This window comes from Achromobacter kerstersii (assembly GCF_902859595.1).
Classification (GTDB): domain Bacteria; phylum Pseudomonadota; class Gammaproteobacteria; order Burkholderiales; family Burkholderiaceae_B; genus Achromobacter; species Achromobacter kerstersii.
Genome location: NZ_CADIJQ010000025.1, coordinates 1 through 15,443, shown reverse-complemented (window position 1 = coordinate 15,443; position 15,443 = coordinate 1). Strand labels below are relative to the sequence as shown.

Sequence of the window (15,443 nt, the reverse complement as noted above, 5' to 3'; positions counted from 1 at the left end):
ATCCGCCGGGATCGACGGTAATTCCCTCAGGGGAAGCTTTTTCTTTGTGGCCATACATGTGTTCCTTGAGCGGTATGTTAGGCCTCAAACACAAAATTTATGACACTCCCCGCACTGGGGTTCAAGTGCCGGTCACCGTTCGTAGGATGGATGAAGCGCATTAATGCAGTCAGACTGCACTTCTTCATTAATGCAGTCTGACTGCATTTTTAAGGGCTTCAAGTCACGAAGAAGAACTCGAACATCGCCGCCACACGCGAAGCGAACAGCGTGACGACGTACCTCTACGCGTAAGCCCCCCAAGGCCGCCTGCGCGGCCGGCCGGGGGCGGGCCCCGCAAGATCCTTCTCCACTCCCTCGCCGTGGAGAAGAACCCTAAGCACACCGTTCTCCCCAGCGGCCGAGAGATTGCCGCTGAACGAGTCCGGTGTGGCGGGGGCCTGGGGTGGGCGGGGCGTCGATAAGCCCGAGGGAATCTGAAGGAACCCGCCAACGGCGGTTGACGAAGATGACGACGGGGGGGGCCGCCTAGGCAAGTCCGGAGCGAAGGCTCCGGACCGCAATCGTTGCCCCGCCCACCCCAGGCCCCCGCCACATCGGACGTCTAAAGAACCCAAGACTCCACGAACCAACACCCTCAACCCTTCACTCAAACCTCAACCACCCACCCCAACACCCTCACTGCCGCTGATAAACCTCAGCCCCTTTCCGAACAAACTCCACCGACTTCTCCTGCATGCCCTTTTGCAAGGCTTCCTTCTCACTCACGCCCTGCGCCGCCGCATAGTCCCGCACGTCCTGCGTGATCTTCATGCTGCAGAAATGCGGTCCGCACATCGAGCAGAAATGCGCCACCTTCATCGAGTCCTTCGGCAGGGTCTCGTCGTGGAATTCCTTCGCGGTATCCGGGTCCAGCCCCAGATTGAACTGATCATCCCAGCGGAACTCGAAGCGCGCCTTTGACAGCGCGTTGTCGCGAATCGCCGCGCCCGGATGGCCTTTCGCCAGGTCGGCCGCGTGCGCCGCAATCTTGTACGTGATGATCCCGTCCTTCACGTCCTTCTTGTTCGGCAAGCCCAAGTGCTCTTTCGGCGTCACATAACAGAGCATCGCCGTGCCGTACCAGCCGATCAGCGCGGCGCCGATACCGGAGGTGATGTGGTCGTAGCCCGGTGCGATATCGGTGGTTAGGGGGCCCAGCGTATAGAACGGCGCCTCGTGGCAATGTTCCAGCTGCAGCTCCATGTTTTCCTTGATCATCTGCATCGGCACATGACCAGGGCCTTCGATCATGACCTGCACATCATGCTTCCACGCCACCTGCGTCAGCTCGCCCAGCGTCTTCAGTTCAGCGAATTGCGCTTCGTCGTTGGCGTCATAGCCCGAGCCCGGACGCAAGCCGTCACCCAGCGAGAAGCTGACGTCATACGCCTTCATGATTTCGCAGATTTCTTCGAAGCGCTCGTACAGGAAGCTTTCCTTGTGATGCGCCAGGCACCACTTCGCCATGATCGAGCCGCCGCGCGACACGATGCCCGTCATGCGGTCGGCCGTCATCGGGATGAACGGCAGGCGCACACCCGCATGGATCGTGAAGTAGTCCACGCCCTGTTCGGCCTGTTCGATCAGCGTGTCGCGGAAAATTTCCCACGTCAGGTCTTCGGCCTTGCCGTCCACCTTTTCCAGCGCCTGGTATATCGGCACCGTTCCAATCGGCACGGGTGAGTTGCGGATGATCCATTCGCGCGTCTCGTGGATGTGCTTGCCGGTGGACAAATCCATCACCGTGTCGCCGCCCCAGCGGATCGCCCACGTCATCTTTTCGACTTCTTCCCCAATGCCCGAGCTCACGGCCGAATTACCGATGTTGGCGTTGATCTTCACCAGGAAGTTGCGGCCGATGGCCATCGGTTCCACTTCGGGGTGGTTGATGTTGGCGGGGATGATGGCGCGGCCGCGCGCGATTTCGTCGCGCACGAATTCTGGCGTGATGGCGGCGGGGATGGCCGCGCCGAACGATTGGCCGGGGTGCTGGCGCAGCAGGCGCTTCACCATCTTTTCGCCGTCTGGGCCGCTGTCTCGCAGCGTTTGCAGATAGTGCTCGCGGCGCAGGCTTTCGCGGATGGCCACAAATTCCATTTCGGGCGTGATGATGCCGCGGCGCGCATAGTGCATCTGCGACACGTTGGCGCCGGCCTTGGCGCGGCGCGGCGGGCGTTGCAGGTCAAAGCGCATCGCCGTCAGCTTGGGATCGGTCAGGCGTTCTTTGCCGTAGTCACTGGTCGGACCCGACAGCACTTCCGTGTCGCCGCGCTCTTCGATCCAGCCGCGGCGCAGCTCGGGCAGGCCGCGGCGGATGTCGATCTTGGCGTCGGGGTCGGTGTAGGGGCCGCTGCAGTCGTAGACCGTCAGGGGCGGGTTCTTTTCCCCGCCGAACATGGTCGGCGTGTCGTCCTGCTCGATTTCCCGAAACGGCACGCGGATGTCGGGGCGCGAGCCCGTCTCATACACGCGGCGCGATTTGGGCAGCGGTGCGACGGCCGCCGCGTCGACTTCGGCGGTGGCGGCCAGGAATTTGGGATTGGCATTCATGGAAAGCTCCAAGCGATTGGTTGGAGCCGATTGGGAATGGACTTCCGCCACGCGTGCGGGGACACGTGGCGGAAATACGGCTCCCAGCATCGGCATTATCCGTACTGGTACGAAGGGACTCTCTCAACACGTCCAGCCGAAAAGGCGGGACGAGTACCCCTGCGCGAAAGCGAAGTATAGAGCCTGGCGGGCCAGTCGCTTCAACGATGCGATGTTGCGTGGCGCCAGCGATGATCAACATGCATGAAGCCATTCTTAAAGTGCTCCGTCATCCAGAGCTGGTATTACTGCTTTACATTTGGATTCAGACTGCGGCGACACGGTCATGCAGGTTCTGTACACTTTTTCCAACCAAACGCTGGGCGGGCTATCGACTCGCCGGGCATAGCTAACTAAAGAAGAAGGAATCGAGCATGCAACTGACCCTACGCAAATTGGCGCCCGCCTTGGTTGTCGTGACGTTGGCGCTGGCGGGTTGCAAGACCGCCCCGACAAAGGCGCCCGGCGCCGCGGCCACGCCCGATGCCAGCCAGCAATCGACGCAACCGGCCACCGCTTCGTCGGTGGACTTCTATCTGGCGCAACAACAACCGGCCCCCGGCATGCGCGAAATCTCGCTGCCCGATGGCAAGCTCTACATGCAGGAAATGCCCGTGCTGACGCGTGCTGACCTGACCGACGCCGCCGCGCTGGTTGATCGTCAAGGCCAGAACTTCGTGGGTTTGCGTTTCTCGGAATCCGGCGCTCGCAAGCTGACTGAAATCAGCACCAAGAACGTCGGCAAGCGCCTGGCGCTGGTGATTGATCAGGAACTGGTTGCTGCCCCGAGCATCGCCGAACCGCTGAACCGTGGCGTGCTGGCATTTGGTGTGGCCTCGGCTCAAGCCGCTTCTGAAATCGCCGCCAAGATCCGTGGCGATGCCGCACCGGCTCCGGCCAACGGCGCACCGGCCCCCGCGCCGAAGCCCTGATCGCGACACGCTCCGGTTAAATATCCGCGCCCATCGGCGCGGATATTTTTTTGCGTGCGGCCAACGCAAGGCCAATGCAAATCTTCAGGCGGATAGCGGCGTGGCCAAGCCCGCCAGCGACGCCTCCATGACCCGCCGCGCCTGGATCAGCACATCGCGTTTCCAGGCGTCGGTCTCGATATAGAACGCGGCGCGCAGGTCGCGCTTGATGCGCTGGCGCAAAGCGGCGGGGGCGTCGGGATGGTTGTGCAGCCATTGTTCGGCGCGCAGCGCATTCAATACCTTCAGGCTAGGCAGCGTGCCGTACTCCAGCGTCAGCCCGTTGTATTCGGCTTGTGGGCATTCTTCCATCGCTGCCATGTCCAACGTGCCGGCGAGTTCGCAGGACGTTGAGCTGCCTTCTTCGGCGCTGGTCACAGCAGGCCCCCACCAGCGCCGTGCTCGCGCCAATGATTCGGGGCCCGCAGGCGTGCCTTGATAGATGCATTCCGCGACGCCTTGCGCGCCCAGGCCGGTGTGCACATCAATCCACGCGATGCGGGCGCAGCGCCGGCCGTGTTCGCGCAAGAGGGCGCGTAGCGTCAGGTGGCTCCAGGTGGGCGCGCGGCCCGCATAGAACAGCCCGTTGGGGTCAACCTGCTGGCCGCCCGATACCGCGGCTTGCAGGGCGCTGCGGCCATGGCGCAGCGCGCGCCACGCCAGGCTCAACTCACTGCCCAGGCCCGGCGGGTGATTCCCATCAGGCACCAGCAGCGAAGCAATCGCAAGGTAGTGGCGGTCGTTTTCCAGGGGCTGCGAGAAGTCGCGAAAGTTGCGGTTCAGGTCTACGTTGTCGTGCGTGGCGCGGCGGTCCCAAGAGAAGCCGTAGGGGTTCAGTGCATGCAGGTAGAGCACGGCCAGATCGTCGCGCGTGCATTGCGCGTGCCAGCGCGCGTCGCGCAGCAGCGCGGTTTGCACGGCGGAGCCGCAATAGCCTTCGATGCCATGGCAGCCGCTGCTGATCACGAGCAGGTTGGGGGCGTCGGGCGCACCCTGCCGGGCGACATCCAGCGCCAGCGTTTCGCCGTCGCGTCCGGGCAGGGGATGGATGTGGTGTTGCACGGCCAGATCGCGTTCGGCGCACGCGTCCAGAAACTTGCGGCGCGCTTCTGCGTACTGGCTTGAAAAACTGCTCAAGTCCATGGCTCACGATTCCTGCAAGTCGCCGCGCGCCAATTGCGCGCGGGTGATCATGAGCTTACTCGCGCGGCAGGAAAAATCAGCCGATCTTGCGGCCGCGCGGTTTGACGGTGCGGCGCGCCTGCGCCGTTTCAATAAAGGTTTGCGTCAATGCTTCGAGCATGGCTCGGTCATCGGGGGTCAAGCCGTCGAATTGCGACGGCGCAATGTTGGGGAACGGCCATGGCGCTTGGGGGCGAGGGCGGCGGGCCACGCGTGGCATGGTCTCGGCAATGCCAGCCGGAGGCAAAGTATCAGACAGGTCGTAGCCTTCCATGGGCAATTCCATGGGACCCTTACCTGTCTCCAGCCATTCAAGCTCAATCTTCAGAATCTGCGCGAGCTTACGGGTTGATCGGCTGGAGTGCCGAAGGCCGTTTTCGTAACTGGCGATTGCACTTTGCGAGATTCGCGCGAGACGAGCGAGCGTCTTCTGCGTGTGACCACGCAGAAGACGGGCTTGCTTCAATCGGTCTGAAAATGTCTTCACGCGTCGATTGAAGCTTGCTCAGGATTTACTTTGGTGGTTATAAGCATTACCTGAGTGATAGTTTTGGGAGGCGCGGTCACATGCTTGAACGGGGCTATGTGTTGGTCGTGCAACTTGATGAAATGGCGAGCAATAATTTTGTCGCGGCCTTGCGAGAATTTCAATGGCAGGTCAGCGCCTGTGAATCGCCGGATGAACTGCTGGATCGGTTGCGCACGCAAGATGTCGACGCGATGGTGCTGCGTGGGCAGGCAGAAGGGGTGCCGAAGCTGATTGCGGCGTTGCGCCGCGCAGCGCCTGATGCGGCAGTCGTGTGGCAGGCGCCAGCGGCCTCAGCGCGCGAACGGGTCGAGGCGCTGGAGGCGGGCGTGGATGCCTATAGTTCAGCCCGCATGGGGGCGCTGGAGTGGGACGCGTTGCTGCGCAATCTGCGCCGCCGCATGTTGCCGCCCGCCACCGATGGCCCAGCATGGCGTTTGCATGAACGGGTGCTATCCGGCCCCGACGGCGAGCGCCTGCCATTGACGCTGACCGAACGTGCCTTTTTTGTCCGCTTGTTGCGGGCGCCAGGCCATTGCCTGCGCCGTGATCGCTTCTTTCCGCGTAATCCGCAAGAGGGCGCGCGTAGCGTCGATGTGCTGGTGTCGCGGCTGCGCAGCAAGGCGCGCCGCTTTGACATCGAACTGCCGGTGCTGGCCGTGCGGGGGTGGGGCTACATTCTGCTGCAGCACACGCCCGCCGCGGCCAGCGCGGGTTCAGAGAACGACGAGGTTGTCCCGATGCATGAGCTCGGGTTCGGTCATGCTGCCCAGAATGCGGGCGATCTGTGACGACGGCTGACGCAGGATGCGCCGGGTATCCGCAGACGAATAGTTGATCAGGCCGCGGGCGCATTCGCGTCCCTGGCTGTCCACGCAGGCCACGACGTCGCCGCGTCCGAACTCGCCTTCGACATCGGTCACGCCAATGGGCAAGAGGCTCTTGCCCTCGCGCAGCAAGGCCTGCACCGCGCCGTCATCCAGAATCACGCGGCCACGAAGACGCAGGTGGTCGGCCAGCCATTGTTTGCGGGCTGACCATACGGGCAGCACGGCGCGCAGTTCGCTGCCGATGCATTCGCCTTGCGCCAAACGCGTCAGCACATTGCGTTCACGGCCCGAGGCGATGATGGTGTGCGCGCCGCTGTGCGCTGCGCGTTTGGCGGCCAGCACCTTGGTCAGCATGCCGCCGGTGCCAATGCCGCTGCCGGCGCCGCCCGCCATGGCTTCCAGCGCGGGGTCGCCTGCTTGCGCGTGCGACATGAATTTGGCGTCGGGGTTTTTGCGGGGGTCGGCTTCGTACAGGCCGCGCTGGTCGGTCAGGATGATCAGCGTGTCGGCTTCGATCAGGTTGGTGACCAGCGCGCCCAACGTGTCGTTGTCGCCGAGCCGGATTTCATCGGTGACGACCGTGTCATTTTCATTCACGATCGGCACGACGCCCAAACGCAGCAGCGCAAACAGCGTGCTGCGGGCGTTCAGGTAGCGGTGGCGGTCGGCCAGGTCTTCGTGGGTGAGCAGGATCTGCGCGGTGCGCAGGCCGTATTCAGCGAAAGCCGCTTCATAGGCCTGGCACAGCCCCATCTGGCCCACGGCCGCAGCGGCTTGCAGTTCGTGCATGACGGACGGGCGCTTGCGCCAGCCCAGCCGCGCCATGCCTTCGGCAATGGCGCCGCTTGAGACCAGCACGATCTGCTTGCCCTGCTTGTGCAGGGCGGCGATCTGTGCGGCCCAGTGCGCCACGGCGGCGCGGTCCAGGCCACGGCCTTCGTTGGTGACCAGCGACGAGCCGACTTTGGCGACAAGACGCTGGGCGTTGGTGACGACGGAAACGGCGGGTGTTTCAGCAGACATGTTGGGCGCCGGCTGCGGCGAGAAAAGACGTAATCGTAAGGACTGCGATTATGGCTTATTCGTCGCTTGCGCGCGGCGCGGCGGGCTTGTCGGCATCCGAGCGCGTGTCGTCAAAGCGGGGGTCCGGCGCCACATAGGTGCCTTCGGCCTGGTCGCGCGACAGGTGTTCCTTTTCGCGCTCGGCGTCCAGGTAGTCTTGCAGCGCGTACAGCAGGTCTTGCGTGCCTTCGCCGGTCAGGCCGGAAATGGCGAACACAGGGCCCTTCCAGTCATACAGCTCCAGGAAGCGGCGCTTGGTGTCTTCGGGGTCCGGCACCATGTCCAGCTTGTTCAGCACCAGCCAGCGCGGCTTTTGAGCCAGTTCCGGGTCGTAGCGGCGCAGTTCTTCAACGATGGCGCGCGCGTCGACGACGGCTTGCTCGACCGGATCGGCGTCAGGGTCGGGCGTGGACACGTCAACCAGGTGCAGCAGCACGCGGGTGCGCGCCAGGTGACGCAGGAACAAGTGACCCAGGCCCGCGCCTTCGGACGCGCCTTCGATCAGGCCGGGAATATCGGCCACGACGAAGCTGCGCGACGGCGACGTGCGCACGACGCCCAGGTTCGGGTGCAGCGTGGTGAACGGGTAGTCGGCGATCTTCGGCTTTGCATTCGAGATGCGGGTGATCAGCGTCGACTTGCCGGCGTTCGGCAGGCCCAGCAGGCCCACGTCCGCCAGCACCTTCAATTCCATGCGCAGGTAGCGGTGTTCGCCTTCCTTGCCGGGCGTCCACTGGCGGGGCGCGCGGTTCAAGCTGGATTTGAAGTGGATGTTGCCCATGCCGCCCTGGCCGCCGGCGGCCAGCACGACTTTCTGGTCGTGCGTGTCCATGTCGAACAGGACTTCGCCGGTTTCGGCGTCATGGATGACCGTGCCCACGGGCACGCGCAAGGTGATGTCGGGGGCGGCTGCGCCGTATTGGTCAGAGCCGCGGCCGTTTTCACCGCCCTTGGCGCGGTGCAGGCGCGCGTAGCGGAAGTCGATCAGCGTGTTGATGTTGCGATCGGCCACCGCATAGATGGTGCCGCCGCGTCCGCCGTCGCCGCCGTCCGGGCCGCCTTTGGGGATGAACTTTTCGCGGCGAAAGCTCGCCACGCCATTGCCGCCTTTACCGGCGACCACTTCAATGGTGGCTTCGTCTACGAATTTCATGGTGTTTGCGCGTGTAGTGGGTAATGGGGCAGGCGCCCAGGGGGCGCCGCCAGGAGGCATTGGAAAGCTTACTCGCCAATTGCCTTAAAACAAAAAAGCCCTGCCGCATGCGACAGGGCTTTTGCCGTTCGGCAACGCGGTACACCGCGTTGCGCTGACCGTGCTTGTCCGATTACTCGGCAGCGACGATCGAAACGGTTTGCTTGTTCAATGCGCCCTTGAAGCCGAATTGAACCTTGCCGTCGATCAGCGCGTACAGGGTGTGGTCCTTGCCCATGCCGACGTTCACGCCAGCGTGGAAGCGAGTACCGCGCTGACGCACGATGATCGAACCAGCGGGAATCAGTTCACCGCCGAAAGTCTTGACGCCCAGACGCTTTGATTCTGAGTCGCGTCCGTTTCGCGTAGAGCCGCCGCCCTTTTTCTGTGCCATGTTTAGCTCCTGCTAAGTGGTACCGAGTCGCGTCTTAAGCCGTGATGGCTTCGATGCGGATTTCGGTGTAGTTCTGACGGTGGCCCTGACGCTTCTGATAGTGCTTGCGACGGCGCATCTTGAAGATCTTGACCTTGTCGTGGCGGCCTTGCGCAAGAACCGTTGCCTTGACCACAGCGCCGGAGACGAGGGGCGTGCCAACTTTCAGTTGGTCGCCTTCGCCCACGGACAGCACTTGGTCCAGGGTGATTTCTTGCCCAATGTCTGCCGGTATCTGTTCTATCTTGAGTTTTTCGCCAGCGGCAACGCGATACTGCTTGCCACCGGTTTTTACGACCGCGTACATGGGGTGTTCCTTAAATAGGTAAATGGGTTTATTTGCGCGGGGTCCCAACCCTGCTGGGCGGGATGTCCGTTTCTGGAAAGATCGCATTCCTGTCTAGTCGCCAGAAGACTGGCAAGAAGGAAAGGACCCTAGCGCTTTACAGCACAGCTTCCAGACGGGTTACGCAAACAACCGACGTAATTCGGGCATTGCTGACCGAATCCGGGATATTAGCGCGAGGCTTTTCAAAAGTCAAAAAGCCGTTGCAGGGTAAGGGCTTAGGTGTGGCGCGCACGCTTCACGCCGGGGGAACCACCCGCCGAGCGATGTCGCGCGCCACCTGGCGGATGCCTTCCATCACGTCGCGGCGGTGGGCGTCGTCCAGCCGGTCGGTGGGGATCGATGTGCTGACCGCCACCCGTTTGCCCAGCGGGGTTAGGCCCACATAGGCGGCGTAGCAGACCAGGCCCGTCGCCACTTCCTCAAGGTCCTGCCCCAGCCCCATCTGCCGGACAAGATCCAGCTCCTGATTCAGCGCCTGGCGGGTGGCGAGCGTGCGGTCGGTGACGCGCGGCAGCTCGTCCGGCACGCAGGCGGCCAACTCGTCCGGTTGCAGGTTGGCCAATAACGCCTTGCCCAGCGCGCAGGCGTGGGCCGGCAGCCGCATGCCCAGTTCAGACACCAGCCGCACCGGGCGGCGCGCGTCTTCGCGGGCGATATAAACCACGTCGAACCCGTCCAGCACGGCCAGTTGCACGACTTCGTTGTGGCGGGCCACGAACTCGCTGGCGGCTTCATGAAACGCGGTTTGCAGGCCGTCGTGGCGCAGATAGGCGAAGCCCAGCGCCATCAATTCGATGCCGATGATGTAGCCGCCGTCCTTGCGTTCGATCCAGCGGCGGTGCTCCAGGCAGTCCAGTAGCAGGTACAGCGTGCTTTTTGCCAGTTGGCAGGCTTGGCCGAGTTCGGCCGCCTTCACCGGGGTGCGGCGGTTGGCGAGCACGCGCAGGATGTCGTGGGCGCGCCGGATGGCGGGGACGTCGTATTCAGTGGCCATCGATCTCTTGCGTCCAATATGTTGGACTTAAATTCATAATGTTGGACATGATAAATGGATTCCCCTAGACTCGTCGCACATCATTTTGAATGCCGCACAGAAGGCATACAGCGAGGAGACAAATGAACGAAGCAAACACTCTGCCTTCCGACTTGACGCGGGCGTTGCTCGTGGGCCGGGTATGGCGTCCGGCGCCGGTCAACGGCCCCAGCGTGGTGGTGGTGCGTAACGGCGAAGTCTTCGACATCACCGCCGCGGCGCCCACCGTGTCGGACTTGCTGGATCGCCCTGATCGCGTGGCGTTCGCGGCAAGCGCCGAAGGAGAATCGCTGGGCGATGTGCGGGCCTTGATGGCCGCCACCCTGCAAGGCGGCGGCGGGCCGCGCCTGCTGGCCCCCTGCGATCTGCAACCCATCAAGGCGGCGGGCGTCACGTTCGCCATCAGCCTTCTGGAACGCATGATCGAAGAAGAGGCGGGCGGCGACGCCAGCCGCGCTGACGAGATCCGCGTGCGGATGCAGGCGCTGATCGGGTCGGACCTGTCCCGCCTGCGCCCCGGCTCGCCCGAGGCGGCCAAGCTGAAGACCGAACTGGTTGACCGCGGCCAGTGGTCGCAATACCTGGAAGTGGGCATCGGCCCCGACGCCGAAGTCTTCTCCAAAACGCCTGCCATGGCGTCAGTGGGGTTTGGCGCGCAGATCGGCGTGCTGCCCGAATCCCAGTGGAACAACCCCGAACCCGAAATCGTGCTGGCGGTGGACAGCCGCGGCGAGGTCGTGGGCGCCACCTTGGGCAACGACGTCAACCTGCGCGACATCGAAGGCCGCAGCGCCTTGTTGCTGACCAAGGCCAAGGACAACAACGGCTCTTGCGCCATCGGCCCCTTCATTCGGCTGTTCGACGACGCCTTCACGATGGATAGCGTGCGCCAGGCGGATGTGTCCTTGCGCATCGAAGGCGCCGACGGCTTCGAGCTGGACGGCGTGAGCCACATGCGCGAAATCAGCCGCGATCCGCTCGACCTGGTGCGCCAGGCTTACGGCGCGCACCATCAATATCCCGACGGCTTCATGCTGTTCCTGGGCACGATGTTCTCTCCCAGCCAGGACCGCAAAGGCCCCGGCACCGGCTTCACGCACAAGCTGGGCGACCGCGTCGTCATCGCGTCCGATCGCATCGGCGCGCTGGTGAACGACGTGCAGCTGTCCACCGAGATTGCGCCCTGGACGTTCGGCGTGCGTGCGCTGTACGCCAACCTGGCCGAGCGCGGCGTGTTTCCGAAAGCGCCGGCGGCATAAGTCCAGGCCGCTGGAAGTCGGGCGGGGAACAGGGCGGGGAACAGGGCGGGGAATAAGGGCGGGGATAAGGGCGGGGAATAAGGGCGGGGATAAGGGCGGGGAATAAGGGCGGGGAATAAGGGCGGAGAATAAGGCGGGGGCAGGCATGCGAAGTGCCGGGGGATGCTAGCGTCCCGCCCCGGCGTCTTGCCCTGCGTCCCGCTCCTGAACACCCCGTATAATCGCTGGTCGAATCCCCCGCCGCTTCCGGCGGCCCAGCGGTAAGAGCCCCCATGCGGCTCGTTTCACTTGTCGGATACGTCTTGAATCTCCCCGCGCTTATTGCCCCCATTGCTGACGATATGAAGGCTGTCGACGCGGTCATCCGCGATCGGCTGAATTCGGATGTGGTTCTGATCCGTACGATTGGCGACTACATCATTGGCGCGGGCGGCAAGCGCATGCGCCCGGCCATGGTGCTGATGGTGGCGCGCGCGCTTGGTTACGAAGGCACGCATCATCAGCTGCTGGCCGCCGTTGTGGAATTCATCCACACGGCCACCTTGCTGCACGACGATGTGGTGGACGAATCCGACTTGCGCCGTGGCCGCGAGACCGCCAACGCCGTCTTCGGCAATGCGGCCAGCGTGCTGGTTGGCGACTACCTGTATTCCCGTTCCTTCGAAATGATGGTGGAAGCCGACTCGATGCGCATCATGAGCATCCTGTCCGAAGCCACCACCGTCATCGCCGAAGGCGAAGTGCTGCAACTCCTGAACGTGCACGACCCGGACGTCTCGCAAGAGCGCTACCTGCAAGTCGTGCGCTACAAGACCGCCAAGCTGTTCGAAGCCGCCGCCCAAGTCGGCGCCGTGCTGGCGGGCGCCACCCCCGAACAGGAAGCTGCCGCCGCTGCCTACGGCCGCCACGTCGGCACCGCCTTCCAATTGGTGGACGACGTGCTGGACTACAGCGGCGACGCCGCCGCGCTTGGCAAGAACGTGGGCGACGACCTGCGCGAAGGCAAGCCGACCCTGCCGCTGATCCGCGTGATGGAAGTGGGCACCCCGGAACAACAGCAATTGATCCGCGACGCCATCAAGACCGGCGACGCCGACTTCGCCGCCGTGGCTGCCGCTATTCAAGCTACGGACGCGTTGGAACACGCCCGTCAGGCCGCCGTGGCCGAAGCCGACCGTGCCCGCGAAGCCCTGTCGATCTACCCCGTTTCCCCTTTCCTGAATTCTCTGTTAGAATTCTGCGCTTTCGCGGTGAATAGAGATCGCTAACGCGAACTAGGGCTGAAAAGCCAGAGAGCGCACTGATTCAGGGTTTGGAAGTTCGGTTGAAAAACCCGATTTTCAAAAAAACTGAATTTAGGTTCTAATAGCGGTCGCTGTTGATTGGCAAGTTCATCAACAAAAGTCATCAGCGAAAGATGTTTGGTTGCACTGAGCGTAGCCGAGCAGGTAGTTAGAGTGGAAGTGCTCGGGGTAGCAATATCTCAGCAGTGATACTCCAGTAGTAAGACTCGGGGCGTAGCTCAGCCTGGTAGAGTACTGCGTTCGGGACGCAGGAGTCGGAGGTTCGAATCCTCTCGCCCCGACCACTTGATGTGGTCGAATTTTTGAAAGTGTTTCCCGACACTTTTAGCTGAAAGCCGGTATCGCGCAAGCGGGCCGGCTTTTTTGCGTTTGCGCTTCCATTGTTGAGTGCGGGCAACGTCCCAAAGGGAAGCGCCAAAGGGAAGGAAGCCCTAAACAGAAGCGCTAAAGGGAAGCGCTAAACAGAAGCCCTAAACGGAAGCCCTAATCGGAAGCGCTAAAGGGAAGGAAGCGCTAAACGGCTTCCCGTCTCCCTCCACCCGATCAGCGGCGCAGCTCGATCACTTGCTCGGCACCCACGGCCCGGGCCCGCAGCTGGCCACAACCGCCTTCCACGTCCTGCCCCGCGCTGTTCCTTACCTTGGTCAGCACGCCGCGGCGGTGCAGGGTGCGGACAATCTCGCGGATGCGTTCGGTATCGGGTCGCTCGTAGTCATCTCCCTCCAGGCTATTGAAGGGAATGACGTTGAGCACGCCGAACTTGCCCTTGAGCAGGCGCGGGATCGCGTCGAGTTCGTCGTCACCGTCGTTGACGCCCTTGAGCAGCGTCCACTGGTACTGCACCGGGTAGCCGGTATCGCGGGCATAGGCTTCACCCAGCTCGACCAGCTCTTCTGGCGTGATGTGCGGCGCGCGTGGCAGCAGGTGCCGGCGCAGATCGGCCTTGGTCGTATGTAGCGATAGCGCCAGCGCGGGCTTCACGCGTTGTTGCGGCAAGGCCTCGAACACGCGCCGGTCACCGACGGTGGAGAAGACCAGGTTCTTGTGGCCGATGTTGCCTTCCGTGCCGAGCAGGTCGATGACTTCGAGCACGTTGGCCAGGTTGTGCGCCGGTTCGCCCATGCCCATGAAGACCACTTTCTTCACCGCGCGCAGACGCCGCGCCATCACAAACTGGGCAAGGATTTCCATGCTGGTGACCTGGCGGATCAGGCCGCTCTTGCCCGTCATGCAAAAAAGACAGCCCACCGCGCAGCCGACCTGGGTAGACACACAGAGCCCGTCGCGCGGCAGCAGCACGCTTTCCACCATCTGGCTGTCGGCCAGTGAAAGGAGCAGGCGCGAACCATCGTTGCCAGCGTGTTCGGCGTGGATGCGGGCAAGGCCGTCCAGTTCCATCGCCAGCGCGGGTAGCGCGTCACGCACCGCCAGCGGCAGGAAGTTGTCGAAGCGCCGCCGCCATGTGTCGCTGTTGAACGCTTGCCCGCTCAGCCAGGCGCGCACGACCCGGCCGCGATGAGCGGGCTGGGCGCCAAGGGCCGCAAGGCGTAGGTCGAAGTCTGAAAAGCGCATGGGGAGCGGATTTTACTCCGCCCGGTATGGGCGCTCGCGAAGCGGCGCCGGCCATGCACTTTGTGAGACCTAGTTTGGCTTCCAGAAAACGTAATTTGCCTGATACGCCACTTTGACTTGCTCGCCAACGTTCGAATTCGTGCACGGTGTTTGAGGAGGCGCTCCGCCTGCGCTGACGAGTCTTTGAATGTATGTGACGCCTGTCAGTACTCCCACGCCCACGGACGGATTGGCGAGGACCAATTGGTCATAGAGCCGATCGGCGCCGGCGTGCGCGCGCACGATTTCCATTCCCGTCAATGCCGACCCGTCAGCACTTTTCCAGGTTTCTGGCGGGCTGGTGTAGGTGCCACTGAGGCGTTCGCTTGAATTGCCTAGCGTGGCCGAGGCGGATTTGATTATCCAGGCAAGCTTGGCGCCATCCGTGCGGATGGTTTGGCACACATAGGTAATGTGCCCGTTCGCAGGCGCATTCCACGCGATTGCGTTATCTGCCGGCACCTGCATCAGTGCCGGCAAACTGTTATTTGCCACGGCGAGCGGCGCGAGCGTAACGAGCCCGACGGACAAGAGCAAGCCAATTGGCGGCTTGAGGAAGTGCGAATCACGCTTTTGCATGGGTGTCCTTCGATTATCAAACCGCCTGAAAGGGCGAAAAAATCATACACAGTTTGAGTTCATAATTTCGGAACTAAACTATTTGGAACGATTGTATTAAACAGACACAACAATTAGTAAAAATATTATCCAGCTTGCTTAGAATCTCTCTGTAATCTTCCTGTCAGCTCACGTAACTACTTACATTTCAGCTGTCGCGGCGCCCGCGTTGCACCGCCTACAGGATTAATCCCCAGCTCGGATACGGGGGATTGCATGACCGCACACCATCTTCAAATTTTCGGGTAGTTCGCTGCACTGTTTAGTGCTTGTTTCAACGAAGATCGCAAGAGAGGTAGACCATGCAAGATAAGCCGCCCGTTCCGGGCCTGTCCGATTCCCTCGATTCCCGTTTTGGCTCGGAAGTCATGGGGCACGTCGCGGAATCAAAGGTCTTTCCCAAAGGCCAGATGCGGGAAGACGTTGCATACCAGATCATCAC

General features: G+C 62.6%; 14 protein-coding genes and 1 tRNA gene. 5 read left to right on the top strand and 10 right to left on the bottom strand.

The window, feature by feature from the left end; all coding sequences use genetic code 11:
- Positions 1-678 precede the first annotated feature (678 nt).
- A complete protein-coding gene (gene thiC / locus HV765_RS31460) occupies positions 679-2,592 on the bottom strand; it encodes a phosphomethylpyrimidine synthase ThiC (protein ID WP_054426918.1) in 1,914 nt (637 codons plus the stop codon).
- A 413-nt stretch (positions 2,593-3,005) separates the two neighbouring features.
- Between thiC and HV765_RS31455 the strand changes: the two genes are divergently transcribed.
- On the top strand, positions 3,006-3,563 hold the full coding sequence (locus HV765_RS31455; RefSeq protein WP_054426919.1) for a SecDF P1 head subdomain-containing protein: 558 nt from the start codon (positions 3,006-3,008) through the stop codon (positions 3,561-3,563).
- 84 nt (positions 3,564-3,647) lie between these two features.
- Here HV765_RS31455 and HV765_RS31450 read toward each other — a convergent pair whose 3' ends face one another.
- Positions 3,648-4,745, bottom strand: a complete 1,098-nt coding sequence (locus HV765_RS31450; RefSeq protein WP_175172164.1) for a M14 family metallopeptidase — start codon at positions 4,743-4,745, stop codon at positions 3,648-3,650.
- 76 nt (positions 4,746-4,821) lie between these two features.
- Positions 4,822-5,250, bottom strand: a complete 429-nt coding sequence (locus HV765_RS31445) for a helix-turn-helix domain-containing protein (RefSeq protein WP_054426921.1) — start codon at positions 5,248-5,250, stop codon at positions 4,822-4,824.
- Positions 5,251-5,351: 101 nt separating this feature from the next.
- On the opposite strand from HV765_RS31445, the gene HV765_RS31440 reads away from it, so the two are divergent.
- Positions 5,352-6,101: a response regulator transcription factor gene (locus HV765_RS31440; RefSeq protein WP_054426923.1), complete on the top strand. Its 750-nt coding sequence runs from the start codon at positions 5,352-5,354 to the stop codon at positions 6,099-6,101.
- Here HV765_RS31440 and proB read toward each other — a convergent pair.
- The 5 genes from proB to HV765_RS31415 form a co-directional block, all read right to left on the bottom strand.
- Complete coding sequence (gene proB, locus HV765_RS31435; RefSeq protein WP_054426925.1) at positions 6,027-7,163, bottom strand: glutamate 5-kinase; 1,137 nt, start codon at positions 7,161-7,163, stop codon at positions 6,027-6,029. The genes HV765_RS31440 and proB overlap by 75 nt on opposite strands.
- Positions 7,164-7,218: 55 nt before the next feature.
- Positions 7,219-8,355 carry a GTPase ObgE gene (gene obgE / locus HV765_RS31430; RefSeq protein WP_054426927.1) on the bottom strand — a complete coding sequence of 379 codons (1,137 nt, stop codon included), beginning with the start codon at positions 8,353-8,355 and terminating at the stop codon, positions 7,219-7,221.
- 172 nt (positions 8,356-8,527) lie between these two features.
- On the bottom strand, positions 8,528-8,788 hold the full coding sequence (rpmA, locus tag HV765_RS31425) for a 50S ribosomal protein L27 (RefSeq protein WP_050445798.1): 261 nt from the start codon (positions 8,786-8,788) through the stop codon (positions 8,528-8,530).
- A 34-nt stretch (positions 8,789-8,822) separates the two neighbouring features.
- Positions 8,823-9,134, bottom strand: coding sequence for a 50S ribosomal protein L21 (gene rplU, locus HV765_RS31420; protein WP_006216228.1), 312 nt, complete (start codon positions 9,132-9,134; stop codon positions 8,823-8,825).
- A gap of 277 nt (positions 9,135-9,411) precedes the next feature.
- A complete protein-coding gene (locus tag HV765_RS31415) occupies positions 9,412-10,170 on the bottom strand; it encodes an IclR family transcriptional regulator (RefSeq protein ID WP_175172161.1) in 759 nt (252 codons plus the stop codon).
- A gap of 122 nt (positions 10,171-10,292) precedes the next feature.
- On the opposite strand from HV765_RS31415, the gene HV765_RS31410 reads away from it, so the two are divergent.
- From HV765_RS31410 to HV765_RS31400, 3 genes are all read left to right on the top strand, one after another.
- Positions 10,293-11,468, top strand: a complete 1,176-nt coding sequence (locus HV765_RS31410) for a fumarylacetoacetate hydrolase family protein (RefSeq protein ID WP_175172159.1) — start codon at positions 10,293-10,295, stop codon at positions 11,466-11,468.
- A 302-nt stretch (positions 11,469-11,770) separates the two neighbouring features.
- Positions 11,771-12,736, top strand: a complete 966-nt coding sequence (gene ispB, locus HV765_RS31405; RefSeq protein WP_054426933.1) for an octaprenyl diphosphate synthase — start codon at positions 11,771-11,773, stop codon at positions 12,734-12,736.
- A gap of 243 nt (positions 12,737-12,979) precedes the next feature.
- Positions 12,980-13,056 (top strand) — tRNA-Pro (locus tag HV765_RS31400).
- Positions 13,057-13,315: 259 nt separating this feature from the next.
- Here HV765_RS31400 and HV765_RS31395 read toward each other — a convergent pair.
- Positions 13,316-14,344, bottom strand: coding sequence for an RNA methyltransferase (locus tag HV765_RS31395; RefSeq protein WP_175172157.1), 1,029 nt, complete (start codon positions 14,342-14,344; stop codon positions 13,316-13,318).
- Positions 14,345-14,413: 69 nt separating this feature from the next.
- Complete coding sequence (locus tag HV765_RS31390; protein WP_175172156.1) at positions 14,414-14,962, bottom strand: DUF3455 domain-containing protein; 549 nt, start codon at positions 14,960-14,962, stop codon at positions 14,414-14,416.
- Between the last annotated feature and the right edge of the window lie 481 nt (positions 14,963-15,443).